Source organism: Pedococcus sp. P5_B7 (assembly GCF_054049895.1).
This window is the reverse complement of record NZ_JBFULM010000003.1, coordinates 119,938-144,574: the sequence shown is the minus strand read 5'-3', so window position 1 is coordinate 144,574 and position 24,637 is coordinate 119,938. Positions and strand designations below refer to the sequence as shown.

At 71.3% G+C, this 24,637-nt stretch carries 26 protein-coding genes; 12 read left to right on the top strand and 14 right to left on the bottom strand.

From position 1 onward, the window contains the following. Positions 1–23: 23 nt before the first annotated feature. The 3 genes from serS to ACXJKD_RS09750 all read left to right on the top strand — a co-directional run bounded on the left by serS (position 24) and on the right by ACXJKD_RS09750 (position 3,421). A complete protein-coding gene (gene serS / locus ACXJKD_RS09760) occupies positions 24–1,286 on the top strand; it encodes a serine--tRNA ligase (protein ID WP_457254323.1) in 1,263 nt (420 codons plus the stop codon). A gap of 81 nt (positions 1,287–1,367) precedes the next feature. Further along, positions 1,368–2,579, top strand: coding sequence for an alpha-hydroxy acid oxidase (locus tag ACXJKD_RS09755; protein WP_457254322.1), 1,212 nt, complete (start codon positions 1,368–1,370; stop codon positions 2,577–2,579). Positions 2,580–2,608: 29 nt separating this feature from the next. Continuing rightward, entirely contained in the window at positions 2,609–3,421 is an 813-nt protein-coding gene (locus ACXJKD_RS09750; RefSeq protein ID WP_457254321.1) for an HAD family hydrolase, read from the top strand. Here ACXJKD_RS09750 and ACXJKD_RS09745 read toward each other — a convergent pair. Next, on the bottom strand, positions 3,372–4,685 hold the full coding sequence (locus ACXJKD_RS09745) for an FAD-dependent monooxygenase (RefSeq protein ID WP_457254320.1): 1,314 nt from the start codon (positions 4,683–4,685) through the stop codon (positions 3,372–3,374). The genes ACXJKD_RS09750 and ACXJKD_RS09745 overlap by 50 nt on opposite strands. Positions 4,686–4,741: 56 nt before the next feature. Here ACXJKD_RS09745 and ACXJKD_RS09740 point away from each other — a divergent pair, with 56 nt between their 5' ends. Next, the gene (locus ACXJKD_RS09740; RefSeq protein WP_457254319.1) at positions 4,742–5,206 is read left to right on the top strand and encodes a MarR family winged helix-turn-helix transcriptional regulator; all 465 of its coding nucleotides are present in this window, start codon (positions 4,742–4,744) and stop codon (positions 5,204–5,206) included. Between the two features lie 28 nt (positions 5,207–5,234). On the opposite strand, the gene ACXJKD_RS09735 is transcribed toward ACXJKD_RS09740, so the two are convergent. Continuing rightward, a complete protein-coding gene (locus tag ACXJKD_RS09735) occupies positions 5,235–5,843 on the bottom strand; it encodes a hypothetical protein (RefSeq protein ID WP_457254318.1) in 609 nt (202 codons plus the stop codon). A gap of 40 nt (positions 5,844–5,883) precedes the next feature. On the opposite strand from ACXJKD_RS09735, the gene ACXJKD_RS09730 reads away from it, so the two are divergent. Both ACXJKD_RS09730 and ACXJKD_RS09725 read left to right on the top strand, forming a co-directional pair. Next, positions 5,884–6,711, top strand: coding sequence for a TrmH family RNA methyltransferase (locus tag ACXJKD_RS09730; RefSeq protein WP_457254317.1), 828 nt, complete (start codon positions 5,884–5,886; stop codon positions 6,709–6,711). A 59-nt stretch (positions 6,712–6,770) separates the two neighbouring features. Beyond that, complete coding sequence (locus tag ACXJKD_RS09725) at positions 6,771–7,406, top strand: VOC family protein (RefSeq protein WP_457254316.1); 636 nt, start codon at positions 6,771–6,773, stop codon at positions 7,404–7,406. 26 nt (positions 7,407–7,432) lie between these two features. Here the strand turns inward: ACXJKD_RS09725 and ACXJKD_RS09720 are convergent, their stop codons facing one another. The 5 genes from ACXJKD_RS09720 to purB form a co-directional block, all read right to left on the bottom strand. Beyond that, positions 7,433–7,732: a hypothetical protein gene (locus ACXJKD_RS09720; RefSeq protein WP_457254315.1), complete on the bottom strand. Its 300-nt coding sequence runs from the start codon at positions 7,730–7,732 to the stop codon at positions 7,433–7,435. Positions 7,733–7,832: 100 nt separating this feature from the next. Then, positions 7,833–9,365 carry a DUF222 domain-containing protein gene (locus tag ACXJKD_RS09715; protein ID WP_457254314.1) on the bottom strand — a complete coding sequence of 511 codons (1,533 nt, stop codon included), beginning with the start codon at positions 9,363–9,365 and terminating at the stop codon, positions 7,833–7,835. A gap of 92 nt (positions 9,366–9,457) precedes the next feature. Next, positions 9,458–9,859: an MmcQ/YjbR family DNA-binding protein gene (locus ACXJKD_RS09710; protein WP_457254313.1), complete on the bottom strand. Its 402-nt coding sequence runs from the start codon at positions 9,857–9,859 to the stop codon at positions 9,458–9,460. Positions 9,860–9,869: 10 nt separating this feature from the next. Then, the gene (locus ACXJKD_RS09705; protein ID WP_457254312.1) at positions 9,870–10,268 is read right to left on the bottom strand and encodes a DUF2568 domain-containing protein; all 399 of its coding nucleotides are present in this window, start codon (positions 10,266–10,268) and stop codon (positions 9,870–9,872) included. A 57-nt stretch (positions 10,269–10,325) separates the two neighbouring features. Continuing rightward, entirely contained in the window at positions 10,326–11,735 is a 1,410-nt protein-coding gene (purB, locus tag ACXJKD_RS09700) for an adenylosuccinate lyase (protein ID WP_457254311.1), read from the bottom strand. Positions 11,736–11,882: 147 nt separating this feature from the next. Between purB and ACXJKD_RS09695 the strand changes: the two genes are divergently transcribed. Then, positions 11,883–12,920, top strand: coding sequence for an aldo/keto reductase (locus tag ACXJKD_RS09695; RefSeq protein ID WP_457254310.1), 1,038 nt, complete (start codon positions 11,883–11,885; stop codon positions 12,918–12,920). Positions 12,921–12,955: 35 nt separating this feature from the next. Here the strand turns inward: ACXJKD_RS09695 and ACXJKD_RS09690 are convergent, their stop codons facing one another. The 7 genes from ACXJKD_RS09690 to paaI all read right to left on the bottom strand — a co-directional run bounded on the left by ACXJKD_RS09690 (position 12,956) and on the right by paaI (position 18,630). Then, positions 12,956–14,458: an LLM class flavin-dependent oxidoreductase gene (locus tag ACXJKD_RS09690; protein ID WP_457254309.1), complete on the bottom strand. Its 1,503-nt coding sequence runs from the start codon at positions 14,456–14,458 to the stop codon at positions 12,956–12,958. After that, complete coding sequence (locus ACXJKD_RS09685; RefSeq protein WP_457254308.1) at positions 14,455–14,832, bottom strand: tetratricopeptide repeat protein; 378 nt, start codon at positions 14,830–14,832, stop codon at positions 14,455–14,457. Before ACXJKD_RS09685 ends, ACXJKD_RS09690 begins: the two co-directional genes overlap by 4 nt. A gap of 24 nt (positions 14,833–14,856) precedes the next feature. Next, complete coding sequence (locus ACXJKD_RS09680; protein ID WP_457254307.1) at positions 14,857–15,378, bottom strand: low molecular weight protein-tyrosine-phosphatase; 522 nt, start codon at positions 15,376–15,378, stop codon at positions 14,857–14,859. Positions 15,379–15,389: 11 nt separating this feature from the next. After that, the gene (galE, locus tag ACXJKD_RS09675) at positions 15,390–16,406 is read right to left on the bottom strand and encodes a UDP-glucose 4-epimerase GalE (RefSeq protein ID WP_457254306.1); all 1,017 of its coding nucleotides are present in this window, start codon (positions 16,404–16,406) and stop codon (positions 15,390–15,392) included. A 66-nt stretch (positions 16,407–16,472) separates the two neighbouring features. Continuing rightward, the gene (locus ACXJKD_RS09670) at positions 16,473–17,222 is read right to left on the bottom strand and encodes a peptidylprolyl isomerase (protein WP_457254305.1); all 750 of its coding nucleotides are present in this window, start codon (positions 17,220–17,222) and stop codon (positions 16,473–16,475) included. A 121-nt stretch (positions 17,223–17,343) separates the two neighbouring features. Next, on the bottom strand, positions 17,344–17,790 hold the full coding sequence (locus ACXJKD_RS09665) for a hypothetical protein (RefSeq protein WP_457254304.1): 447 nt from the start codon (positions 17,788–17,790) through the stop codon (positions 17,344–17,346). 411 nt (positions 17,791–18,201) lie between these two features. Next, the gene (gene paaI / locus ACXJKD_RS09660) at positions 18,202–18,630 is read right to left on the bottom strand and encodes a hydroxyphenylacetyl-CoA thioesterase PaaI (RefSeq protein WP_457254303.1); all 429 of its coding nucleotides are present in this window, start codon (positions 18,628–18,630) and stop codon (positions 18,202–18,204) included. 126 nt (positions 18,631–18,756) lie between these two features. Between paaI and paaN the strand changes: the two genes are divergently transcribed. From paaN to mgrA, 5 genes are all read left to right on the top strand, one after another. Next, complete coding sequence (gene paaN, locus ACXJKD_RS09655) at positions 18,757–20,481, top strand: phenylacetic acid degradation protein PaaN (protein ID WP_457254302.1); 1,725 nt, start codon at positions 18,757–18,759, stop codon at positions 20,479–20,481. Positions 20,482–20,517: 36 nt separating this feature from the next. Beyond that, positions 20,518–20,901, top strand: a complete 384-nt coding sequence (locus tag ACXJKD_RS09650; RefSeq protein ID WP_457254301.1) for a phage holin family protein — start codon at positions 20,518–20,520, stop codon at positions 20,899–20,901. A gap of 1 nt (position 20,902) precedes the next feature. Continuing rightward, on the top strand, positions 20,903–22,015 hold the full coding sequence (gene hisC / locus ACXJKD_RS09645; RefSeq protein ID WP_457254300.1) for a histidinol-phosphate transaminase: 1,113 nt from the start codon (positions 20,903–20,905) through the stop codon (positions 22,013–22,015). A gap of 111 nt (positions 22,016–22,126) precedes the next feature. Further along, on the top strand, positions 22,127–23,512 hold the full coding sequence (locus ACXJKD_RS09640; RefSeq protein ID WP_457254299.1) for an FAD-binding oxidoreductase: 1,386 nt from the start codon (positions 22,127–22,129) through the stop codon (positions 23,510–23,512). A 56-nt stretch (positions 23,513–23,568) separates the two neighbouring features. Then, the gene (mgrA, locus tag ACXJKD_RS09635) at positions 23,569–24,615 is read left to right on the top strand and encodes an L-glyceraldehyde 3-phosphate reductase (RefSeq protein WP_457254297.1); all 1,047 of its coding nucleotides are present in this window, start codon (positions 23,569–23,571) and stop codon (positions 24,613–24,615) included. Positions 24,616–24,637 lie beyond the last annotated feature (22 nt).

The following is a 24,637-nucleotide window of genomic DNA, read 5'->3' as shown; positions in this document are numbered from 1 at the left end:
TCACCGCTCGATAGGCTTGCCCGGTGATCGACATCAAGCTCCTGCGTGAGGACCCCGACCGCGTCCGCGCCAGCCAGCGGGCCCGCGGTGAGGACGAGGGGATCGTCGACGCGATCCTCGCCGCCGAGCAGACGCACCGCTCCTCCCTCACCGAGTTCGAGCAGCTGCGGGCGCAGCAGAAGTCGATGGGCAAGCAGGTCGCCCAGGCCCAGGGTGACGAGAAGCAGGCGCTGCTCGTCCAGACCAAGGACCTGTCCGCGCGGGTCAAGCAGCTGCAGGCCGACGCCGATGCCGCGCAGGCCCAGCTGGGCGGGCTGATCCGCCAGATCGGCAACATCGTCGAGGAGGGCGTGCCCGTCGGTGGCGAGGACGACTACACCGTGCTCGAGACCGTCGGGTCGGTGCCGGAGTTCGACTTCGAGCCGCGCGACCACCTCGCGCTCGGGGAGTCGCTCGCGGCGATCGACATGGAGCGGGGCGCCAAGGTCGGGGGGTCCCGCTTCTACTTCCTCACCGGTGTCGGTGCCCGGCTCGAGCTCGCGCTGCTGAACATGGGTATCGCCCAGGCCGTCGAGCACGGGTTCACCCCGATGATCACGCCCACCCTGGTCAAGACCGACGTCATGGCCGGCGCCGGCTTCATCGACAAGCACGCCGACGAGGTCTACCGCCTCGAGGCCGACGACCTGTTCCTCACCGGCACCTCCGAGGTGGCGCTCGCCGGCTACCACGCCGACGAGATCCTCGACCTCTCCGCCGGACCGAAGCGGTATGCCGGGTGGTCGGCCTGCTACCGCCGCGAGGCCGGGTCGCACGGCAAGGACACCCGCGGCATCATCCGCGTCCACCAGTTCCACAAGGTCGAGATGTTCACCTACTGCCGGGTCGAGGACGCGGCTGCCGAGCACCAGCGGCTGCTGGGCTGGGAGAAGGAGATGCTCGCCAAGATCGAGGTGCCCTACCGCGTCATCGACACGGCTGCGGGCGACCTCGGTGGCCCGGCGGCGCGCAAGTTCGACTGCGAGGCGTGGGTCCCGACCCAGGGCCGCTACCGCGAGCTCACCTCCACCTCGAACTGCACGACCTACCAGGCTCGCCGGCTCAACACCCGGGAGCGCGACCCCAACGGTCCGGGCACCCGCGCCGTCGCGACGCTCAACGGCACGCTCGCCACGACCCGGTGGATGGTCGCGATCCTGGAGAACCACCAGAAGGCCGACGGCTCGGTCGTCGTGCCCAAGGCGCTGCAGCCGTTCCTCGGCCTCGAGGTCCTCAAGCCGGTCTAGCTCCGTTGTTCGGAAGATCCGCCGGGTCATGGCACGGCTCATCTTCCGAACTAGTGGCACAGCGGGGGTAGCGTCGGCCGGGTGAGCGATCGCCAGCTGCCCAAGTGGTCCGAGCTCAAGCCGCTGCTGCGACCCAAGCCGGTCGAGCTCAACGCGAAGAAGCGACGGCTGGCGGCGGCGCTCACGATCGCCGACCTGCGGGCGGTGGCCAAGCGCCGGACCCCGCGCTCGGTGTTCGACTACACCGACGGCGCGGCCGAGTCCGAGCAGAGCCTCCAACGCGCCCGGGCGACCTTCCGCGACCTGACCTTCCAGCCGTCGGTGCTGCAGGACGTGGGCGACATCGACACCACGACGACGGTGCTCGGGAAGCCGTCGGCGCAGCCCTTCGGGTTCGGCCCGACCGGCTTCACCCGGATGATGCACCACGAGGGCGAGCGTGCCGTGGTCCGCGTGGCCGAGCGGGTCGGCATCCCCTACGGCCTCTCGACCCTGGGCACCACCGACGTCGAGGGCGTGGCCGAGGCGTCACCCGGCGCCCGCAAGTGGTTCCAGCTCTACGTCTGGCGGGACCACGCACCGGCCGAGGACCTGATGGCCCGGGCCAAGGCGGCCGGCTTCGAGGCGCTCATCCTCACCGTCGACGTGCCCGTCGCGGGGGTGCGGCTGCGCGACGTGCGCAACGGCTTCAACATCCCGCCGGCGCTCTCGGCCAAGACCGTGCTCGACGGGGCGATGCACCCGAACTGGTGGGTCAACTTCCTCACCACCGAGCCGCTGCGGTTCGCCAGCCTGGACCGCTGGGACGGCACCGTCGCCGAGATGATGAACGCCCTGTTCGACCCGACCATGACGCTCAAGGACCTCGACTGGGTGCGCTCCACCTGGGACGGCCCGCTCATCGTCAAGGGGATCCAGACCGTCGACGACGCGCGGCGGATGTTCGGTGCCGGCGCCGATGCGATCGTGCTGTCGAACCACGGCGGTCGGCAGCTCGACAAGGCGCCGGTCCCCGTCCGCCTCGTCCCCGACGTGCGCGACGCCCTCGGTGACGGCCCGGAGGTGATGGTCGACACCGGGGTGATGTCGGGGGCGGACGTCGTCGCCGCGATGGCGCTGGGCGCCAGCTCGGTGCTGGTCGGTCGCGCCTACCTCTACGGCCTGATGGCCGGCGGTGAGGCCGGGGTCGAGCGCGCGGCCCAGATCCTCAGCACCGAGGTACGCCGCACCATGGCCCTGCTCGGCGCGCGCCGCATCGCGGACCTGGGGCCACAACACGTCCGCCTTCCGTAGGCTCGTCACATGAACTCCAGGCTCGCGGCATGACCGTTCCCCAGCAGGCGGGCCCGCCGCACCTCGTCGGGCTCGACCTCGACGGCACGACGATCAACCACGCCGGCGAGCTGTCACCTGCGGTCCGTGACGCCGTCCACGACGTGCTCGCCGCCGGTCACCACGTCATCATCGCGACCGGCCGCTCGATCGTCGCGACGACCACGATCATGGCCGAGCTGGGCATCGTGACCGGGTATGCCGTGTGCTCCAACGGGGCGGTGACCATCGAGCTGGATGCCCGGGAGGACACCGGCTTCCGGATCATCGATGCCGTCACGTTCGACCCTGCCCCCGCCCTCAACCTGCTCCGCGCCGAGTGGCCCGACGCGGTCGTCGCGGTGGAGGAGCTGGGCGTCGGGTTCAAGCTCAGCGCGCCCTTCCCCGACGGCGAGCTCCAGGGTGAGCTGCGCGTCGTGCCGTGGGACGAGCTGGTCGCCGACCCGGTGACCCGTGTGACGTTCCGTGCACCGAACGGCACGGCGGAGGACTTCCTCGCGCTCACCGAGCGGATCGGCCTGCACGGCGTGAACTACGCGGTCGGCTTCTCGGCCTGGCTCGACCTCAATCCCGAGGGCGTCTCCAAGGGCTCCGCCCTCGAGCTCCTGCGCCGCCGGCTGGAGGTCGAGCCGCAGTACACCCTGGCCGTCGGCGACCAGCGCAACGACGTCGAGATGTTGCACTGGGCGGCCCGCGGTGTGGCGATGGGCAACGCCCCCGACTCGGTGAAGGAGATCGCCGACGAGGTGACCCTCACGGTCGACGAGGACGGCCTGGTGCCGGTGCTGCGCTCGCTGCTCTGAGTCTTCTACCTGCATTGAGTCTTCCCCCTGCATTGCGTCTTCCACCTGCATTGAGCGCACTGCCCGCCTCGACTGCACCACCCTCCGGTGACTGGCTGACCCGGTAGCCGGTGATCCAGTCCTGCGCCTTGTCGGTCACCAGGTAGCGGAAGACGACCCGCATCATCGCCTCCTGTGGCACCCGACCGATCCGCCCCGGGAGCTTGGAGCTGCTCGAGCGCGCCCCGACCGCGACGACCTTCTCCACCCGGTGCCGTCGCGCAGCGACGAACGAGTCGTATGCCGCCGGCACGTCGGACTCGGCCGCGAGGCACCCCGCGAGCACCACGGCGTCCTCGAGGGCGAGGGACACCCCTTGGCCCGAGCTCGGTGACGGCGCATGTGCCGCGTCCCCGACCAGCACGAGGCGGCCGCGGTGCCAGGTCGCCACGTGGCCGAGGTCGTAGGTGTTGTCTCCGGCGAGCTCCAGCTCACCCGACTCGATCAGCGCGCGGGCCGGTCCCGCGTCGTCGGCCACGAGGTCGGCAAGCCGCCCCCGCCACTCGTCCAGGGAGGTGTCGGCGCGCTCGGCTCGGCTGATCTCCGCCTCGGGCACGTTGACGAACCACACGACGTCGTCGGCCGGGGTGCGGTGGAGCCCGACGAACGCGTGGCGGCCGAAGGTGAACTGCCAGCCGTCGCCCGGCAGGTCCCGCGCGAGCGGAGTCTTGCGAGTGATGCCACCGAAGTTGGTCAGCCCGACGTACCGCGCCGCAGGGGCCTCGGGGTCGACCGCCATCCGGACCGCCGAGTGGACACCGGAGGCACCCACGAGCAGGTCGCCCTCGACGGTGCTCCCGTCCTGGAGGACGGCGACCGCACGCTCCCCTTCGCTGCGCACGGAGGTGACCTTGGCGGCATACCTGACCTCGATGCCGCGGCGCGCGGCCTCGTCCATCAGCGCGCGGGTGAGGTGGGGCCGCTTCATCGTGCGGGCGGGTGTGCCGTCGGCCAGGGGCGTGCCGAGGGTGATCGAGCCGAGCAGCCTTCCGGTGGCCCCCAGCATCGTGCTGCGCCGCGAGGGGAAGCCGAGGTGGCGCACGAGATCGAGGCAGCCGATCGCGGCCAGGGCGTCGAGACCGTTCGGCGCGATGGTGAGGTAGGAGCCCTGCTGCGTGGCGGCTCGGTCGCGCGCCTCGAGGACGACGGCCTCGATGCCCACCTGCTGGAGAGCCATGGCGGTGGCGGGTCCGGCCACTCCACCTCCGACGACGACAGCCTTCATGGTGCTAGCCTTTCTTACGACAATCGGATAGTTCGATAATCGAAAGGATTGCACGCGTGGCACGAACCCGTCAAGCAGCCATCGAGCAGGCCGGGAGGGCGATGCAGCGCTACCAGCGCAGCGTCCAGTCCTTCGACGACGCGGTGGGCCGGGCGCTTGGGCTCGGTCCCGCGGACATGCGGTGCCTCGACATCCTCAGCGAGGGTCCGCGCACGGCCGGCGAGCTGAGCGCAGCGACGGGGCTGCGGCCCGCAGCCACCACGGCGCTGATCGACCGGCTCGTCGCCAAGGGATTCGTGGCGCGACAGCCGAGCGAGACCGACCGGCGCCAGGTGCTCGTGGCCATGACGGAGGACGGTGCCCGACGCACGTGGGAGGCCTACGGCCCGATGGTCTCCGAGGGTCAGCAGGCGTTCGCGTCCTTCACCATCGCGGAGTTGGAGCGGATGCGCGACCTGCTCGACGGCGTCACCGAGCTGACCGAGCGGCACCGCGGCAGGGTCGAGCGCGGCTCAGCCTGACGCGGGCCGCTCCACCTGACCTGGCGGCTCAGCGGGACTGGAGCGCGTCCAGTGCGACCGCCATGCCCAGCCCGACCCGCCAGTCGAGCTGCCACCCGTTGCTGGCCTGCGGCATGTGGATGTCGTAGCGGTCGCGCAGGCTGCGCTTGCGCTCCGACGACAGCACGACACTGCCGTCACCGGTGGTGAAGTCGAAGTGGAAGAGGAACGGCAGCGGGATGTCGCCCACGACCGGGAGGAAGTCCCAGACCCGGCGCAGGATCGCGATGTTCTGGTTGCGCTCGGTGCCGAACGCCTCGAGCCCGTCGGGGGTGCCGAGGTGCCACGACGAGCGCAGCAGCGACTTGCCGAAGTCCTTGCGGAACCAGCCGATCGGCGCACCGGTCGCGTCGAAGACGTCGTAGGTGGCACCGAGGTCCATCCGCGTGCGGGCCTTGAACGAGAAGACCGGCTGGGTGCGCGCCTCGTCCGAGTAGAACGTGACCTGCTCCTTGAACGCCATCCGCTTCTGCTGTGCGACGGCGATGACCGGACCCTCGACGCCGGACCCGTCCACCGACCGGATCTCGTAGCGGTTGACCATCATCGTGATCTTCTGGCGCAGGGAGTAGCGCTCCGTGACAGCGGGTTGGCTCATGGCGGACAGTGTGCCGCATCGCTGACAGACTGGGCCCGCCATGGCTGACCTGATCATCACCTCGCCGTCGAACCCGCGCCTCAAGGCGCTCGCCGCGCTGCGCCGTCGGCGCACCCGTGAGGAGACGGGGCGGACGCTGATCGAGGGTTTCGAGGAGCTGACCCTCGCGCTCGGGGCCGGGGTGCTCCCCGAGGCGCTGTACTACTGCCCCGAGCTGATGCTCGACCCGACCAGCCAGGAGCGGGTCGTCGACGAGGCGCGGCGCGACGGGGTGGAGACCGTGCAGGTGTCGCGGACTGCGTTCGAGCGGGCCGCCTACCGCGAGGGCCCGGACGGCTTCATCGCCGTGGTGCCCTCGGTGGTGCGGTCGTGCCGCGAGCTGACCGTGGGTCCGAGCGCCCTGACCGTCCTCTGCCAGGGCGTGGAGAAGCCGGGCAACCTCGGGGCGATGCTGCGCACCGCCGATGCCGCCGGCGCGGAGGCGGTGGTCGCCGCCGATCCGGTCACCGACTGGGGGAACCCGAACCTGGTCCGCGCCTCCAAGGGGACCGTGTTCAGCGTGCCCGTCGCGAGCGACTCGACGGCCGAGACCCTGGCCTGGCTGGACGCGAACGGCATCGCCCTCGTGGCCACCACCCCGGACACCGACCTGCTGCACACCGACGTCGACTACACCGGGCCGGTCGCTATCGCGGTGGGGGCCGAGAAGTACGGCCTGACTGACGAGGTGCTGGCGCACGCGGCATACAAGGTCCGGATCCCGATGGTGGGCAAGGCGAACTCGCTCAACGTCGCGACCTCGGCCGCCATCGTGATCTACGAGGCGGTGCGCCAGCGGGGAGCCGCCGCGCCCGCCTCGGCTCCCTGAAGCCTCACTGACCACACCCGTGTCAGGAGCACTCCCTGACGTATGTCACGATGTCGGGTATGCGAGTTGACCACGTTTCGTATGCGGCAGAGCACGACGGACTGCAGGCGACCGCGGAGCGCCTCGCCAAGCTGATCGGGGTCGACCCGGTCGATGGGGGCATCCACCCGCGGTTCGGCACGCGCAACGTGATCCTGCCGTTGGCGCACGAGCGCTACGTCGAGGTCGTCGAGGTGCTCGACCACCCAGCGTCCGACAAGGCGCCGTTCGGGCAGGCCGTCCGTGCTCGGTCCGAGGCCGGCGGAGGCTGGCTCGGCTGGTGCATCGCGGTCGACGACCTCGCGCCGCTCGAGATCCGCATCGGCCGCGAAGCCGTCCCTGGCAACCGGTACCGCCCCGACGGCGTCGAGCTGCGCTGGCGCCAGCTGGGGATCAAGGGCCTGATGTCCGACCCGCAGCTGCCCTACTTCGTGCAGTGGGAAGACGTCTCGCTGCACCCGTCGACGGCGGCCATGACCACCGTCACGATCGACAGCCTGCAGATCGCCGGCGACCCCGCCCGGGTGCGCGACTGGCTGGGCCTGCCGCCCGACGAGACGTCCTCGGTCATCGACTTCACCTTCGTCGCCCCCCGCGGCACCCCCGGCCTCCTCGCGGTCACCTTCGACACGCCTGAGGGCAAGGTCACCGTCTGACCTGCTCGTCCCGACGCCCCGACTGGTCAGACCGGGTCGGTGAACGAGATCGGCGTGCCGGTGGCGTGCGCGTAGGCGATCTCCCTGCTCGTCGACTCGCCGATGTACCCACCGGGGTTGACAACCAGGACCCGGTCAGCCAGGTCGATCTTGCGCAGGTGGAGGGCGTCCAACGCGGTCTTCTGCTCGTGGGTGAGCACCTCGCCTGCTTCGCCCGGAGCGACGACGATGACGCCTGCGAGGGTCAGCTCACGGTTTGCCGCACGCATCTCGTCCACGAACCGGGTCGAGCCGCAGATGCAGATGATCTCAGGTCGGTCGGGCACCGATCAGTCCTTCGGTCGAACGGGAACGTCAGGGTGCACCTTGCCAGACGGCCAAGAGCGGTACGCGGCGAGCTGGACGCCACGCGGCTGCACCGCCCAGCTAGTCGTCCCAGGTGCGGCAGTAGCTGAGGACCTCTTCGTCGTCGGCGTCCCGCATTGGCCACGGGTGGTTATCACGGTCCTCCGGTGCACCCGTGTCCTGGCCAGGCGCCTTGACGAGGTGGAGCTGCCGGTCCCACTGCGCGAGGTGGTGGGGGAGGATCTCGATGTCGTGCCAGCGGGCGCGTTCGCCGGTCGGTGGTTGGTATGCCGCCGCCCCGGGTGGTGCGGGCGGGTCGCCGCCCGGTGGCGCGGCGAGCTCGACGGCCGTCGGGGGTCGCACCGGCAGTCCGTGGCGGGTGGTGACGACCAGGCCGTCGGGGCGGGTCGGGTCGCCGGCGATGGTGTAGTCGCCTCGGCCGACCGCGTCGTGGTGGAACGGGCAGAGGCTGACCTGGTTGTCGTCGTCGGTGGCGCCGCCCTGGGCCCAGTCGTGCAGGTGGTGGATCTCGACGAACCGGGTGGCGGTGCAGCCGGGGAACCGGCAGCCGCGGTCGCGGTCCTCGATCAGCCGGCGGGACCGCTGCGGCAGGATCCGCATGGCCCGGCCGACGCTGACCGGCCGTCCCTGGGTCTCCCAGACCGGCTGGACCACGCCGTCGGAGAGGAACCGGTCGAGCAGCCGCCGGGGGATGGCTGCGCCGCCGTTGACCCAGCCGCCGTCGGTCGACAGGTGCAGGTAGACCCGGTAGTGGCTGGCCCGGCCGGTCGAGGCGACGGACGAGAACGAACGCCGAGCGAGCTCCTCGAGCGCATCCGCGTAGGTCGGGCGGTCCGTGGCCGCAATGCCGTGCGCGGCCCCGGGAGCGCCAGCCGTGGCACCCTCGCCGGCGCCGCCAGAGCCGGCCGGTCCCTGGTCTCCCGCCGCGGGAACACCGGACGCCGCGAGGAACAGCGCGTCCTTGGCCTCCTTGAGCGCCTGCTCGACCAGTGCCCCGACCGGCGCGGGGGCGCTGTAGCGCAGCTGGAACCGGCCGTCGTGGTCGTAGTGCATCGACAGGTCGGGGCGCGCGCAGGCGCGGCGCTCCGAGTCCTCCTGCCCGGGCAGGCCGGCAGCGGGCGCCCCGAGCGCGGGCGCCTCCCCCGGGAGCGGGGCGCCCGCAACCTCGGGCGGGGTAGCGGCGAACGCGTGCCGACTCAGCGCGCGACGCAGCTGGGGCACGGTGGCGTGCTGGGCGAAGTCGGCCGCGGACTGCTGGTGACTCGCCGGCGCGTGATGGGCCACGACGGCGGTCTGGTCGAGCGACAGGAGCCCGTCACGCAGGGCCTCGGACACCGCAGGCAGCTCATGACGACGCCTCGCCACGGCGACCACGTCCCGTGCGTGCGCCGGGGACAGACCGGCCCGCACGACCAAGTAGTGCTCCGGAGAACGGAACCCGCCGTCGCCCCAGTGCTCGCCCTCGATGAGCTCCGCGGCCACGTCGACCAGCTCGCCCTGCACCCGGTTGAGCCGTCCCGCGACCTCGGCCGTGCGCGTCCAGAGGTCACGCTGCGCCTCGTCTCGCTGCACGGCCGCCGGGCTGATCGACATAGCCCAATCGTACACCTGTTCGAATGCCTGGTGCCAGTCATCCACAAGGGAAAACCATTGGCACGCAACGAATTTCGCTCGCGGCGAACAGCTCACCGTTCGCCGAAGTACTCCTGGACCAGCTTCTTCGGCGCCTTCGCTGCCCATGCATCGGTGATGACCTCGGCGAGCTCGGCGCGGGTCAGCCGGCCGAGGTCGCGCTGGCGAAGCAGCACCGCGTTGTAGCCGTCGAAGTGCGGCGTCGTGAACCACGGCCCGTCGCCCTCGACGAGGGCTTCCTTGTCGCTCTGGTCGGCGACGACGAACATGATGACGTCCTGCATCCGCTCACCGGTCTCGGGGTCGAGGGCGTCGGGGCGCGGCTCGCGGAAGTGCAGGAACGACTTCTTCCGCACCACGTAGGCCGGGTTGCCCCAGGACCTGCCCTCCTCCGCCTCGGGGAGGGACAGGGCGATCTCCGCGAGGTCCGACAGCTTCGCCTTGCGTGCGGCCATGCCGGCGACGCTACGCCGAGTGCCCTCCCGGGGCATCCCGCCCGCCGTGACCCCGCCGCCCGCCGGCCTCCGCGTCGGAGACCAGCGCCTGGATCGAGGGCAGCAGGGCGAGCGCGTTGACCACCACCGAGAACACGAGGAACGCCACCGCCCACCCGTGGTGCCCGGCCGCCCACAGGCCGAGGCCGGCCAGCCCGAAGACCAGCACCTTGGTCACCGGCCGCACCACCGGACCCCCGAGCGGGGCCTTCGGCGACGCGAACGCCCACCAGACCCCGATCACCACGACCACCATCCCGACCGCGAGCAGCAGTCCACTCTCGTGGTTGCCCCAGACCGCGGCGGCCGCAGCCGCGAGCACCTCGTCGACGAACACCAAGGCCAACACGACCCAGCCCATCGCCACCATGCGCCCAGCGTCGCACGAGGGCGAGGTATGCCGCGTGGTCACCACGCGGCATACCGCTCAGTCCAGGAAGTCGACCAGCTCGGGCGCGACGCCGATGTAGGTCTGGGGCGTCAGCTCGGAGAGGCGCTTGGCCACGTCGTCCGGCAGCCCGAGCCCGGCGACGAACTCGCGCAGGTCGTCACCGGTGATCCGGCGACCGCGGGTCAGCTCCTTGAGCCGCTCGTACGGGTTCTCCATGCCGGCAACACCCTGGGCACCCAACGCGCGCATGGCCGACTGCACCGGCTCGCCGAGGACCTCCCAGTTGGCGTCGAGGTCGGCGGCCATCGCGGCGGGCACGGCGTCGAGCCCGGCCAGGCCACGGGCGGCGTTGTCGATGGCGAGCAGCGAGTGCCCGAACGCGACGCCGATGTTGCGCTGCATCGAGGAGTCCGTGAGGTCGCGCTGGAGCCGGCTGTTGACCAGCGTCGAGGAGAGCACGTCGAAGAGTGCGTTGCTGACCTCGAGGTTGGCCTCGGCGTTCTCGAAGCGGATCGGGTTCACCTTGTGCGGCATCGTCGACGAACCCACGGTGCCCTGGCCGCGCACCTGCGCGAAGTAGCCGAGCGAGATGTAGGTCCAGACGTCGGTGCACAGGTTGTGCAGGATCCGGTTGAACCGGGCGAGGTCGGCGTAGAGCTCGGCCTGCCAGTCGTGCGACTCGATCTGGGTGGTGAGCGGATTCCACTGCAGCCCAAGGGATTCCACGAACTCGCGGCTCAGCTTCGGCCAGTCGGCCTCGGGCACCGCGGCGAGGTGCGCGCCGTAGGTGCCGGTGGCGCCGTTGAGCTTGCCGAGGAACTCGGCCACGCCGACCCGCCGCAGCTGGCGACCCAGCCGGTGGGCGAGCACCGCGAGCTCTTTGCCCATGGTGGTCGGCGTCGCGGGCTGCCCGTGGGTGTGCGCCAGCAGCGGCACCTCGCGCAGGTCGGAGGCCATCGTCGCGACCGTCTCGACCAGCGCGGTCGCCCGCGGGAGCCAGACGTCGGTGACCGCGCCCTTGACCATGAGGGCGTAGGACAGGTTGTTGATGTCCTCGCTGGTGCAGCAGAAGTGGATCAGCTCGGCCAGCCCGCGGTCCTCGTCGCCGGGGGCGATCGCGGTGAGCCGACGCTTGAGGAAGTACTCGACCGCCTTGACGTCGTGCTGCGTCTCGCGCTCGATCGTCGCGAGCTCCTCGATCTCGTCGGCGCCGAAGTCCTCGACCACCTGGCGCAACCGCTGCTGCTCGTCGGAAGTGAGCGCGCGCACCCCCGGCACGACCTGGTGGGTGGTGAGGAAGATCAGCCACTCCACCTCGACCCGGATGCGCTCGCGGTTGAGCGCCGGCTCGGACAGGTGGTCGACCAGCGGCGCCACCGCACCGCGGTAGCGACCGTCGAGGGCGCCCAGCGCAATGGGAGGGGTCGCGTCAGCAAGCGAAGCCATGACCCACAGTCTCCCAGAGTGCGGGGCCACCTCAGGACACCGGTATGCCGGGTGGCGACCGCCCCGACGCCGGGCGCCGGACGCGGTGGCACGGGCGGCCGTGACGCGGCCGCGCGCGGGGTCAGCGCGCGGCATACCGTGAGAGCCATGCGATACACCACGCTCGGCTCCAGCGGCACCGTCGTCTCCACCCAGTGCCTCGGCACGATGACCTTCGGCGCAGAGGCTGACGAGGCGACCTCCGGCGCGATCCTCGAGGCCTACGTCGAGGCCGGGGGCACCTTCCTCGACACCGCCGACGTCTACTCGAAGGGCGGCTCCGAGGAGATCATCGGCCGATGGCTGGCGGCCCACCCGGACGACGCCAAGGACCTCGTGCTCGCCACCAAGGGCCGCTTCGCGATGGGCGACGGCCCGAACGACCTCGGCCTCTCGCGCCGCCACCTGCGCCGCGCCCTCGACGACTCGTTGCGGCGTCTCGGGGTCGAGCACATCGACCTCTACCAGATGCATGCGTGGGACGCGGTGACCCCGTTGGAGGAGACGCTGCGCTTCCTCGACGACGCCGTCGCCGCCGGCAAGATCTCCTACTACGGCTTCTCCAACTACCTCGGCTGGCAGGTGACCAAGGCGGTCCACGTGGCGCGCGCGAACGGTTGGACCGCGCCGGTGACCCTGCAGCCGCAGTACAACCTGCTGGTCCGCGACATCGAGCACGAGGTCGTGCCGGCCTGCCTCGACGGCGGACTCGGGCTGCTCCCGTGGTCGCCGCTCGCTGGCGGCTGGCTCACCGGCAAGTACCAGCGCGACACCACGCCCACTGGTGAGTCGCGGCTGGGGGAGGACCCCGAGCGCGGCATGGAGGCCTGGGGTCCACGCAACCGGCAGGCGCGCACCTGGGACGTCATCGACGCGGTCGGTGCGGTCGCCGCGGAGGCGGGGGTGTCGTCGGCGCAGGTCGCGCTCGCCTGGGTCGGTGCCCAGCCCGCCGTCACGTCGGTCATCCTCGGAGCCCGCACCGTCGAGCAGCTCACCGACAACCTCGCCGCGGCCGACCTCGACCTCTCGGCCGAGCAGCTCGACCGGTTGAGCGAGGTGAGCGCACCGCACGCCGACGACTACCCGTACGGCGCCGCCGGCGTCGGCCAGCGGAGTCGCGACCTGCCCCCTTCGACGACCGACTGACCGCGCGTCAGGTCAGCTCGGGAGGCGGGTCTGCGTCAGTAGAAGCCGTGGCGGTCCAGCGCCGACACGAGCTCGGACTCCTCGTAGGCGAGGTGGTCGAGCAGGGTCGACGACAGCAGGTCGACGACGCGCTTGAGCTCGGCCGTGCCGGTGCTGTCCGGGTATGCAGTGCCGGACACCAGCCCGACCAGGGCTTCGTCGAGCTGTTCAAGCACGTCGTGGATCACCAGGTGCTCCGAGTCGAGGCGATCCAGCACTGGTGTGAGCGCCGGGTCGCTGCGGCGCAGGTGCGGGAACACCGACCGGTCCTCCAGGCCGTGGTGACCCGTGACGAACCGGCAGTACTGCGCGCAGTAGGCGCCGAGCGTCCAGTTGTTCTGGCGCATGGTCAGCTCGTTGATGGCGTTGCGCGCGCGATGCGCCTGCTCCTCACCGACCACCACCTGCTCGACGATGTCGCGCAGCCGGGTCAGCTCGGCCCGCAGTCCGTCGTGCACCTCGACGAGATGGGCGCCCGCACCCGAGTGTCGTTGCGTGGCAACGGGTTCCGCGTCGGTCGAGGTGGCATCAAGTGCATCGGTATGCCGCGTGCTGACGACGGCGGGGCTCGTCGCCGGCACAGGGGAGTGGGCTCGGCGAGCTCGCTCGTCATCGACCAGCTCGCGGACGGCCGGGGGGACCTCGTGGGCGAAGCGCTCGACCTGGTCAACGGTCTTGACGGCGAGGATGTAGGTGCTCATCCCCTCGGTGAGGGTGAGCTCGGCGAGCTGCTCGGCCCACTCGCTCGGCGAGCCCTGCAGCAGAGCACCCTGGCGCGTCCCGCCGCCCGTGCCGAACCGCCCGTGGATGTTGTAGAGCCGACGGATCGAGGCGGGGTCGCGCCCGGCCGTGACGGCCGCGTCGTCGATGGTCTGGTTGAGCCCACGCAAGGCGTCCGGCGCGGCATACCCCATGCTCGGGAGCCAGCCGTCCGCGGACCGGCCGGTGAGGCGCAGCATGCGCGGTTTGTAGGCGCCCAGCCAGATCTCGACGGGGTGCGCAGGTGCTGGGCCAGGGTGCAATCCGACGACGCGGTGGTGCTTCCCCTCCACCCGCACGGTCGGTCCGCCCTCGCCGGCCCACACCGCGCGGATGACCTCCATCGCCTCGGTGAGGGACTCGATCGACTCGCCCGGGGTCAGGCGCGTCCCGCCGGCGGCGACGATGGCGTCGAAGAACGCGCCGGTGCCCAGCCCCAGCTCGACCCGCCCCCCGCTGAGCAGGTCGAGCGTGGCGACGCTGCGCGCCAGGACGACCGGCAGACGCAGGGGCAGGTTCGCCACGTTGGGGGCCACCCGCACCGACGTGGTGCGAGCCGCGATGACCGACAGCAGGGTCCAGGTGTCGAGGTGCTTGGCCTGGTAGGGGTGGTCCTGGATCGTCACGAGGTCGAGCCCGGCGACGTCCGCCGCCGCGCTGAGCTCGAGGACGAGGTCGGCGGACGCGGCGTCAGGGCTGGGGAAGATCCCGAACTGCAGGTCCTGTCCGTAGTCGGTCATGAGAGGGGAGCGCCGTAGGCGGCCGGCCGCTCGTAGTCACCGAGGACCTCGGCCAGGGCCAGGTGCCGCTGGGCATCGGCGTGCCGACGCTGGCGCTGGAGGGTGCGACCGAGCAGGAGGTGCAGGTAGGCGTCGTCGGGGGCGTCCTCGACCAGCGCCCGCAGCTCGGTCTCGGCGCGTCCCAGCTGGGCAGACCCGAAGTAGGCGCGGGCCAGCAGCAGCCGCAGGTCGGCCGTGCCGTGCAGGTGCTCGGCGGTGCTGGCTTCGTCGACGAGCTCGCGCAGCGCGGTGGCGGCAGCGCTGAAGTCGCCGTGGTCGAAAAGGCTCCGCGCCCAGTCGAGCCGGAGGGCGAAGGGCGTGCTGTTCGTCGTCATGACCCCTCAACAATAGTTCGATATTCAACTATTCCGGTGGGTTAGCGCATGCCGCACGTGCGCGACGACGCCGTCGGCCGCCGCCACCACCTCGGTGTAGGTCTGGTCGAACGCGGTGTCGTCGCCGTACCAGGGGTCGTCCATGTCGAGGTCTCCCGAGCGCTCGGCCTCGGGGTCGAAGGACCGGAAGAGCCGCACCTTGGCACGCTGCGCGTCGGTGCGCGCGAGCGTGGTCAGCTCGCGCAGGTGGCCGGCGTCGGCGGCGAGGACGAGGTCCACCTCGTCGAGCCACGACCGCTCGAACCGGCGGGCCACGTGGTCGTGGCCGCCGAAGTCGTCGTGCCCGTTGCGGGCCAGCACCGCCAGGGTCCGCGGGTCGGCGGGGTTGCCAACCTCCCAGGCGTGCGTGCCGGCCGAGTCGACGACCACCTGCTCGCCGAGCCCGGCCTCCGCGAAGCGCTCGCGTAGGACGAACTCACCCATCGGCGAGCGGCAGATGTTGCCGGTGCACACGACGGTCACGCGGTAGGGACGCTCGGTTGCCATGCCTGATCCGCTCAGTCCGGGTAGCCCAGGGGGTTTGCGCGCTGCCAGCGCCACTGGTCGGCGCACATGTCATCGATGGTGCGCGTCGCCTTCCAGCCGAGCTCGCGCTCGGCACGTGACGGGTCGGCATACGAGGCAGCGATGTCGCCGGCACGGCGACCCACGACCTCGTGCGGGAGGTCGTGCCCGCAGGCCTTCTCGAAGGCGCGCAGCACCTCGAGCACCGAGGTGCCGTGCCCGGTGCCGAGGTTCCAGGTCGACACCCGCTCGTCGGTCGCGCCCAGCTTGGTCAGCGCGGCGAGGTGGCCGGCGGCGAGGTCCTCGACGTGGATGTAGTCGCGCAGGGCGGTGCCGTCGGGGGTGTCGTAGTCGTCGCCGTAGACCTCGAGCTTCTCGAGCTTGCCGACCGCCACCTGGGCGATGAACGGCATGAGGTTGTTGGGGATCCCCGAGGGGTCCTCACCGATGTTCCCCGACTCGTGCGCGCCGACCGGGTTGAAGTAGCGCAGCAACGCGATCCGCCACCGGTCGTCGGTGCGGGCGACGTCGCGCAGCACCTGCTCGATCATCACCTTGGTCCAGCCGTACGGGTTGGTCGCCGAGGTCGGCAGGTCCTCGGTGAACGGCGGGGTGGCGCTCTCGCCGTAGACCGTCGCGGACGACGAGAAGACCAATCGGAAGCAGCCGTGCCGCTGCATCGCCCGCACCAGCGCGAAGGTCGAGTCGAGGTTGGTCTGGTAGTACTCCAGCGGCACGTCCACGCTTTCGCCGACGGCCTTGAGCCCCGCGAAGTGGACGACCGCGTCGAACTTGCGCTCGGCGAAGAGCGACTCGACCTTGTCGCGGTCGGTGAGGTCGAACGCGTGCACCTCCAGCGGCCCGCCGGTCAGCGCCTCCAGTCGCGGCACCACGGTGGGCTTCGCGTTGGAGAAGTTGTCGACGACGACGACCTCGTGGCCGGCGGCCCTCAGCTGGACGACGGTGTGGGACCCGATGTACCCGGCACCGCCGGTGACCAAGACGCGCATGCGCACACCGTATGCCGCGAGTCCGGCTCCCAGCCACGCGCCACCACCCCGTGGGCGGTCTCGCGGTCAGCGGCCGCTCTTGGCGCGCTCGATGGTCACGGGGCTCGCGGGGGCGCCGTCCTCGGGCGTGCCCTCCGTGCTGGGGTCGATGCCGCCTGCGGCGATCTCATCGAGCACCTGCATGCCGGCCTCGGTGACGTGGCCGAAGACGGTGTAGTCGGGCCGCAGCCGCGAGTCCTGGTAGACGAGGAAGAACTGGCTGCCGTTGGTGTCGGGGCCGCCGTTGGCCATCGCGAGGGTGCCGCGGGGGTAGTTCTTCCGGCTGCCGTCGGGGAATCCCGGCCAGTTCTCGAGCGCCCTGGCCGAGTCGAGCTCGTCCTTGAACGAGTAGCCGGGGTCACCCCAGCCGGTGCCCAGCGGGTCGCCGCACTGCAGCACCGAGAGCGCGAAGGGCGGCGTCTGGTAGGCGGTGAGGCGGTGGCAGCTGGTGCCGTCGAAGTACTTCTGGTGGGTGAGGAACGCAAAGCTCTGGACGGTGCACGGCGCCAGGGCGCGGTCGAGCACGATCGGGATGTCGCCGTGGTTGGTCTGGAGCGTGAAGTCGACGGCGCCGCGGGCGGGGGTGCGCGCCGGGTCCTGCGGCAGCCCGGTCCAGGTGGAGTAGGTCTGGTCCGCCAGGGGGGCGTAGCCGCAGGCCCCCTGGGTGGGTCTGTCCGCTGGGGTCTCGCCCGCTGCGGCGACGCTCGGGGTCAGGGCTGCCAGGGCTGCCAGGGCTGCGACAGCGGCGACGGCGATCAGGGTCCGAGGGGTTCGCATGGGTCCTCCAAGGTGTGGGGCGGCCGGGTCTCGACCACCTCGGACCATAGGGACAAACACGGCATTCCGCGCGTCGAGCGGACGGCGGACAGGGGGCCGCGGACGGCGGACGGCGGACGCGTCACCGTCTCGACCACGTCCAGTCGGGTGCCGGCGTGCCGTAGGGGTGCCGGGTGTAGAACCAGGTACGTCCGGTCCACCGCACGGGGTTCACCGCCGCCGGGAACCGGCGGCCGTCGCGGAACCGTGCGACCAGCTCCGTCGGGTACCACTCGAAGGGCTCGACGAGCCGGCCGTCGTCGTCGCTCCTCAGCTCGAGGTGGTAGCTGGTGCCCTCGAGTGCCGCGAGCACGTCCGCGAGCTTGAGCCGTCCCGGGTCGGTCTCCAACCTGGCTTGGTGACTCTTGCTCCATCCCGACTGCAGGGCGTACTCACGCTGGCTGGTCCGCGCGACGTTGCGTTGTCGCCGGAGGGCGAGACCGATGGAGTCCATCAACGTGAGCGAGTCCTGGACGTCCTTCCACTGGGTGAGGAGCCGGACGGTGGTCGCCCTGGGATTGCGGTTCATGCGCTGGGGTTCATGCGCTGGGGTTCAAGCGCTGGGGGGGCCTGTTGTTTGGCTGCATCTGCCGAGCGTCCCGGTCGCCGGACGACCGGCACAGTCGCCTGCGCCCCGCCTGTGGGCGACCTCGAACCCGCGCCGGACCTGTGGACGGACGAAGGCCGCCCTGGCGGTACTGGGTGCCGGGCACTCGCGAGGCGGAGACTGGGCGGAGCGTGGGCGGAGTAGGTGTTCGTTGGCTATGCCATGCCCCTCAGGGTGGGCCAGTCGTGGAGATGCAGCCCGGCGACGACGTGAGGGCACCCAGGCCGTCGTCTCACCGACGCGGCCCCTGCTCTTGCTCTTGCTCCTGCCCCTGCCCCTGTGCCTGCCCCTGCGCCTGCCCCTGAGGGTGGGGCACGGCATAGCGAGCGAAACCTACTTCCCGGGAGCGGCTCCTCGGCCCGTCAGGCTGCGCGACCGGCCGCGGAACTCCGCGACCAACGCCCCGTCCGACTCGCGCGTCACGGTGACGTCGGTGATCCCGCTGCGGCCGTAGGCCGCGCGCACCCGTCCGTCGGCCACCAGTACGTCACCGCGATGAGCCGAGGTGACGAAGGTGATGTCGGCCCCGGCCGCGACCGTCAGCTGTCCGCGGGAGTTGCACGCCAGCGCGAAGGTCGAGTCGGCCAGGGTGAAGATGAAGCCGCCGTGGGCGATGTCGTGCCCATTCACCATCGCCGCGGTCACGGTCATCCGCACCACCGCGTGGTCGACCTCGACGACGGTCGCCTCCATCCCCAGCCCACGGGACGCCTCGTCGTCGGCCCACATCGCCCGGACATGGCTCAGGTCGTCGTCGGTCATGGCCCCATCGTGGCAAACGACCGAGTCACCAGCGCTTCCACCGCCGGTCGGAACGCCCTCCACCGCCGGTCGGAACGCCCTCCACCGCCGGTCGGAACGCCCTCTGGAGCCGTTTACGATGACCGCATGACCACGGCAACGGCGCCCAACACCCACCCGCTCGTCGACAAGCACGGGGAGCTGCTCGCGCAGGCGATCACGGCCCTCGCGGAGCGGTCGTACTTCAGCCGCTTTCCCGAGTCGCCGTCTCCCCGCGTCTACGGCGAGGGGTCCGCGGAGGCCGGCCAGACGGCATACGAGGCGCTGCGCGACAACGCGTTCGGTGGTCTGGGCGACGTGCGCACCGACGGTGACTGGGTCGGCGAGGAGGTCTCGCCCTACGGCCCCGCGCTGGGGATCACCTACCCGCACCTCGACATCGACGCGGCGCTGGCCGCGGCGACCGACGCGATGCCGGCCTGGCGTGACGCCGGCGCCCGCACCCGCGCCGCCGTCTGCGTCGAGATCGTCGAGCAGGTCAACGCGCGGTCGTTCGAGATCGCCCACTCCGTCATGCACACGACGGGCCAGCCGTTCGTCATGGCCTTCCAGGCCGCCGGGCCGCACGCCCAGGACCGCGCGCTCGAGTCCATCGTCGCCGGTCTCGTCGAGCAGGAGCGGGTGCCGAGCTCGGTCCTGTGGGAGAAGCCCGGCCGCGACAAGGAGGGCAACCCGGCTCCGCTGCGGATGCAGAAGGACTACCGCGTCGTGCCGCGCGGCGTCGCCCTCGTCATCGGCTGCAACACCTTCCCCACGTGGAACGGCTACCCCGGGCTGTTCGCCTCGCTCGTCACCGGCAACCCCGTGATCGTCAAGCCGCACCCGCGGGCCGTGCTCCCGCTCGCCATCTCCGTGGCCGTGTGTCGGGAGGTCCTCTCCGCCGCAGGGTTCAGTGCCGACCTGGTGCAGCTCGCCCCTGAGGCCGAGGGCGAGGGGCTGGCCAAGGTGCTCGCCGAGCGAGACGAGGTCCGGATCATCGACTACACCGGCGGGCCCACCTTCGGCGCGTGGCTCGAGCAGACCGGCGCGGCCCGCGGCCAGCTGGTCTACACCGAGAAGGCCGGCGTCAACACGATCGTCGTCGACTCGACCGACAACCTGCGCGGCGTGCTGGGCAACCTGGCGTTCTCCCTCAGCCTCTACTCCGGCCAGATGTGCACGACCCCGCAGAACCTCTACGTCCCCCGCGACGGCATCGAGACCGACGAGGGCCACCTGTCGTTCGAGGACTTCGGCGCGAAGCTCGCCGCCGCCGTCGGCAAGCTCACCGGCGACGACGCCCGTGCCGTCGAGCTGCTCGGCGCGACCGTCAACGACGGGGTCCGCGCCAACGCGGCCGGTCTCGCCGCGCTGGCGGAGGAGGCGGGCGGCACGGTGGTGCTGGACTCGCGCGCGGTCAGCCACCCGGCATACCCCGATGCCATCGTCCGCGCCCCTGGCCTGGTGAGCATGGACGCGAGCCGCGAGGACGTCTACACCCAGGAGTGCTTCGGCCCGGTCACGTTCCTCATCGCGACGAGCGGCACCGACCAGTCGCTGGCGCAGTTCCGCGACACGGTGCGCGAGCACGGTGCGATGACGGCGGCGGTCTACTCGACCTCTGAGGACGTCCTCGACGCGGCCCGGGACGCAGCCGCCGACGCGGGGGTCGCGCTGTCCGAGAACCTCACCGGCCCGGTGTTCGTCAACCAGACCGCGGCGTTCTCCGACTTGCACGGCACCGGCGCCAACCCGGCCGCGAACTCGGCCTACGTCGACGCGGCCTTCGTGGCCAACCGGTTCCGGGTCGTCACCTCCCGCCGCCACGTCTAGTTCGTCACAGCCCGCGCATCTGGCACGATCGGGACCATGAACTTCCTGATCAAGGTCGCGGTCAACGCGGTCGCACTGTGGGTCGCAGCGTGGTTGGTGCCCGGGATCGGCTTCGGGGACGGCAAGTTCGGCTCCAAGTTCGCGACCGTCCTGCTCGTCGCGCTCGTCTTCGGGCTCGTCAACGCGATCGTCAAGCCGATCGCGAAGTTCCTCAGCTTCCCGTTCATCATCCTGACGCTGGGGCTGTTCACCTTCATCGTGAACGCGTTCATGCTGCAGCTGACCGAGTGGATCGCCGACCCCCTCGGCCTGAGCTTCACGATCACCCACTTCTTCTGGGACGCCGTGCTCGGTGCCATCGTCATCACGATCGTCTCGATGGTCCTCGGCTGGGTCCTCCCCGACGGCGACGACGACTGACATGGCGGACAGTGCCTCGACGGACAGTGAGGTCGGCCTGCGCGCGGCCCTCGACCAGGTGCCCGCGTACGTCCCCGGCAAGCCCGCAGCCGCGCCCGAGGGCGTGACGGCCTACAAGGTCTCCTCGAACGAGAACCCGTACCCGCCGCTCCCGTCGGTGCTCGAGGTCGTCCGCGAGGCCGCAGGCTCGATCAACCGATACCCCGACATGGCGGTCACTGAGCTGACCCAGGCGCTCGCCGACACCCTCGGGGTGCCCGCCGAGCACGTCGCGACCGGCACCGGCTCGGTCGGCGTCCTCGGTCAGGTCATCGCGGCGACCTGCGACCCCGGCGACGAGGTGGTCTACGCCTGGCGCTCGTTCGAGGCCTACCCGATCGTCACCGCGCTCGCCGGCGCCACGAGCGTCCAGGTCGGCCTCGACGACCACGCCCGCCACCGCCTCGACGCGATGCGTGCCGCGATCACCGACCGCACCAAGGTCGTCATCGTCTGCACCCCCAACAACCCCACCGGCCCGATGGTCACGCACACCGAGCTGGAGCGCTTCCTCGAGTCCGTGCCGAGCCGGGTGCTCGTCGTGATCGACGAGGCGTACCTCGAGTTCGTCACCGACCCCGAGGCGCCGCGCAGCCTCGAGCTCTACCGCGACCGCCCCAACGTGATGGTGCTGCGCACCTTCTCCAAGGCCTACGGCCTGGCCGGCCTGCGGATCGGGTATGCCGTGGCGCACCCCCCGGTCGCGGCTGCCCTGCGCAAGACGGCCACGCCCTTCGGCGTGAACTCGATCGCCCAGGCGGCCGCCGTCGCGTCGCTCAAGGCCTACGACGAGCTCAAGGAACGGGTGGACGCGCTGGTCGCGGAACGCACCCGCGTGGTCGCGGCGCTGCGGGGCCAAGGCTGGTTCATCCCCGAGACGCAGGCGAACTTCGTCTGGTTCGGGCTCGGCGAGCGCTCCGGCGACTTCGCCGCGGCCGCGCAGGAGGCCGGACTGACCCTGCGCCAGTACGGCACCGACGGGGTGCGCGCGACGATCGGCGAGACCGCGGCGAACGACGTGCTGATCGAGGTCGCCAGCACCTTCCTCGCCGAGCACCCGGTCGACCCCGCCTGAGGGTCCACCCCCCGCCCGGGCGGGCCCCTGACAGCCTCGTCGTCCCTTTGGGGGAGGTGGGGCGGCCGGGCTCCGGAGGAGAGTCGGCTGCACACTCCCCGGAGGCCTGCCATGACCGATGTGACTGACGTTCGTCCCACCATCCCGGAGTTCTCGGGCCCGCAGCTGGCGCCGGGCGACGACGGATACGACGGGGCCCGCAGCGTGTTCAACGCGATGATCGACCGGTCGCCGAGCCTGATCGCGACCTGCCGCAGCGCCGAGGACGTGGCGGCGGCGATCGCCTGGGCGGGGACCTTCGGGATGCCGTTCTCCGTCTACGGGGGCGGTCACTCGGTCAACGGCTCGGCAGTCGTCGACGGCGGGCTGTGCGTCGACCTGCGCGGCCTGCGCGACGTGGTGGTCGACCCGGAGCAGGCGACGGCACAGGTGGGGGGCGGGTGCACGTGGGGCGAGCTCGACGCAGCCACCCAGGAGCACGGTCTGGCGGTCACCGGCGGGCGGGTCTCGACGACGGGCGTCGGCGGGCTCGCGCTCGGCAGCGGGAGCGGCTGGCTGGAACGCCGGCTGGGCTTCACCTGCGACAACCTCCTCGAGGCGCAGGTGGTGACGGCGGACGGTCGGATCGTGACGGCCTCGGAGGCCGAGAACCCCGACCTGTTCTGGGCCCTGCGCGGCGGCGGCGGCAACTTCGGCGTCGTCACCCGGTTCACCCTGCGGTTGCACCCGATCGGACCGATCGTCTTCGGCGGAATGCTCATGTACCCGGCGCCGATGGGAGCCGCCGTGCTGCGCAACTTCCGCGACTTCATCGCCGATGCCCCCGACGAGGTGGGCGGTGGCGTCGCCTTCGTCACCGCCCCGCCGATCGAGATGGTGCCGGAGCCGGCCCGCGGCAAGCCGGCCGTGGGCGTGATCGTCGCCTACACCGGACCGCTCAAGGACGCCGAGTCGGTGTTGGCCCCGCTGTTGGGGTTCGGGCCGCCCGCCTTCGCCCACGTGGGGCCGATGCCCTACGTCGCCCTCCAGCGGCTACTCGACGACGCCAACCCGCACGGCATGCAGAACTACTGGACGGCCGACTTCCTCGACGAGCTGCCGGACGAGGCGGTGGAGACCCTGGCGTCGCTGGCTGCGACACCGGTCTCGCCGCTGAGCCAGGTCATCATCGTCCCCGGTGGGGGTGCGATCGCGCGGGTGCCCGAGGACGCGACGGCCTTCGGGGAGCGCCAGGCGCCGTTCAACATCCACTACCTGTCGATGTGGCCGGACCCGGCCGATGCGGAGGCCAACATCGCCCACACCCGCACGCTGGCGGCGGCGCTGAAGCCGTGGACCTCGGGACGCGTCTACCTCAACTTCATCGGCGACGAGGGCCAGGAGCGCGTGGAGAGCGCCTTCGGGGAGGCCAAGCTCGCGCGGCTGCGGGAGATCAAGGCGGCGTGGGACCCGGACAACGTGTTCCGGCACAACCAGAACATCGCCCCCGCCGGCTGAGCCCAGCGGCCCGCCCCCCGGTAGTCGGCGACGCCCCGGCGCGACAGACTGGGGCCATGGTCGACACCTGGCTCCCGCCCTATCTCGCCCGCCCCGACCGCTACGGTCCGATGCCCTACCGCAAGGTGGGGCAGAGCGGCCTGCGGCTGCCCGCGGTCAGCCTCGGCATGTGGCACAACTTCGGCGACGACAAGCCGTTCGACGTCCAGCGCGCGATCCTGCGGCGGGCGTTCGACATCGGCATCACCCACTTCGACCTCGCCAACAACTACGGCCCGCCCTACGGCAGCGCCGAGCAGAACTTCGGGCGCCACTTCGCCGCCGACTTCCGCCCCTACCGCGACGAGCTGATCATCAGCTCCAAGGCCGGCTGGGACATGTGGCCGGGCCCCTACGGCGACGGCGGCTCGCGCAAGTACCTCATCGCCAGCCTCGACCAGACCCTCCAGCGCACCGGGCTCGACTACGTCGACATCTTCTACTCCCACCGGCCCGACCCCGACACCCCGCTCGAGGAGACGATGGGCGCGCTGGCGAGCATCGTCAAGCAGGGCAAGGCCTTGTATGCCGGCATCTCCAGCTACGGTCCCGAGCTCACCGCGCGAGCCGCTGACCTCCTCGACGAGATGGGCGTGCCGCTGCTCATCCACCAGCCGTCCTACTCGATGGTGAACCGCTGGGTCGAGGGCGGCCTGCTCGACACCCTCGGCGAGCGCGGCATCGGCTGCATCGCGTTCAGCCCGCTCGCGCAGGGGATGCTCACCGACAAGTACCTCGGCGGGATCCCGGAGGGCTCGCGGGCCAGCCAGGGCAAGTCCCTGTCGCCCGACCTGCTCACCGACGAGACCCTGGCCCACGTCCGCAAGCTCAACGACCTCGCCTCCGAGCGGGGCCAGTCCCTGGCCCAGCTGGCGCTGGCCTGGGCGCTGCGCGACGACCGGGTCACCTCGGTGCTGATCGGCGCCTCGTCGGTCGGCCAGCTCGAGGACTCCGCCGCGGCCGTCGGCAACCTCAGGTTCAGCGACGCCGAGCTCGAGCAGATCGACCGCGACGCCGTCGAGGCGGGCATCGACCTCTGGCGCACCCAGTCCCGCCTCACCTGACCCGGGCTGTTCCACCAGCACC

Excerpts from the sequence above, each read along its gene's own strand:
- ACXJKD_RS09750 (WP_457254321.1), top strand. The coding sequence starts at position 2,609 with ATGACCGTTCCCCAGCAGGCGGGCCCGCCGCACCTCGTCGGGCTCGAC.
- ACXJKD_RS09745 (WP_457254320.1), bottom strand. The coding sequence starts at position 4,685 with ATGAAGGCTGTCGTCGTCGGAGGTGGAGTGGCCGGACCCGCCACCGCC.
- ACXJKD_RS09735 (WP_457254318.1), bottom strand. The coding sequence starts at position 5,843 with ATGAGCCAACCCGCTGTCACGGAGCGCTACTCCCTGCGCCAGAAGATC.
- ACXJKD_RS09730 (WP_457254317.1), top strand. The coding sequence starts at position 5,884 with ATGGCTGACCTGATCATCACCTCGCCGTCGAACCCGCGCCTCAAGGCG.
- ACXJKD_RS09725 (WP_457254316.1), top strand. The coding sequence starts at position 6,771 with ATGCGAGTTGACCACGTTTCGTATGCGGCAGAGCACGACGGACTGCAG.
- ACXJKD_RS09715 (WP_457254314.1), bottom strand. The coding sequence starts at position 9,365 with ATGTCGATCAGCCCGGCGGCCGTGCAGCGAGACGAGGCGCAGCGTGAC.
- ACXJKD_RS09710 (WP_457254313.1), bottom strand. The coding sequence starts at position 9,859 with ATGGCCGCACGCAAGGCGAAGCTGTCGGACCTCGCGGAGATCGCCCTG.
- ACXJKD_RS09705 (WP_457254312.1), bottom strand. The coding sequence starts at position 10,268 with ATGGTGGCGATGGGCTGGGTCGTGTTGGCCTTGGTGTTCGTCGACGAG.
- purB (WP_457254311.1), bottom strand. The coding sequence starts at position 11,735 with ATGGCTTCGCTTGCTGACGCGACCCCTCCCATTGCGCTGGGCGCCCTC.
- ACXJKD_RS09695 (WP_457254310.1), top strand. The coding sequence starts at position 11,883 with ATGCGATACACCACGCTCGGCTCCAGCGGCACCGTCGTCTCCACCCAG.
- ACXJKD_RS09690 (WP_457254309.1), bottom strand. The coding sequence starts at position 14,458 with ATGACCGACTACGGACAGGACCTGCAGTTCGGGATCTTCCCCAGCCCT.
- ACXJKD_RS09685 (WP_457254308.1), bottom strand. The coding sequence starts at position 14,832 with ATGACGACGAACAGCACGCCCTTCGCCCTCCGGCTCGACTGGGCGCGG.
- ACXJKD_RS09680 (WP_457254307.1), bottom strand. The coding sequence starts at position 15,378 with ATGGCAACCGAGCGTCCCTACCGCGTGACCGTCGTGTGCACCGGCAAC.
- galE (WP_457254306.1), bottom strand. The coding sequence starts at position 16,406 with ATGCGCGTCTTGGTCACCGGCGGTGCCGGGTACATCGGGTCCCACACC.
- ACXJKD_RS09670 (WP_457254305.1), bottom strand. The coding sequence starts at position 17,222 with ATGCGAACCCCTCGGACCCTGATCGCCGTCGCCGCTGTCGCAGCCCTG.
- ACXJKD_RS09665 (WP_457254304.1), bottom strand. The coding sequence starts at position 17,790 with ATGAACCGCAATCCCAGGGCGACCACCGTCCGGCTCCTCACCCAGTGG.
- paaI (WP_457254303.1), bottom strand. The coding sequence starts at position 18,630 with ATGACCGACGACGACCTGAGCCATGTCCGGGCGATGTGGGCCGACGAC.
- paaN (WP_457254302.1), top strand. The coding sequence starts at position 18,757 with ATGACCACGGCAACGGCGCCCAACACCCACCCGCTCGTCGACAAGCAC.
- ACXJKD_RS09650 (WP_457254301.1), top strand. The coding sequence starts at position 20,518 with ATGAACTTCCTGATCAAGGTCGCGGTCAACGCGGTCGCACTGTGGGTC.
- hisC (WP_457254300.1), top strand. The coding sequence starts at position 20,903 with ATGGCGGACAGTGCCTCGACGGACAGTGAGGTCGGCCTGCGCGCGGCC.
- ACXJKD_RS09640 (WP_457254299.1), top strand. The coding sequence starts at position 22,127 with ATGACCGATGTGACTGACGTTCGTCCCACCATCCCGGAGTTCTCGGGC.
- mgrA (WP_457254297.1), top strand. The coding sequence starts at position 23,569 with ATGGTCGACACCTGGCTCCCGCCCTATCTCGCCCGCCCCGACCGCTAC.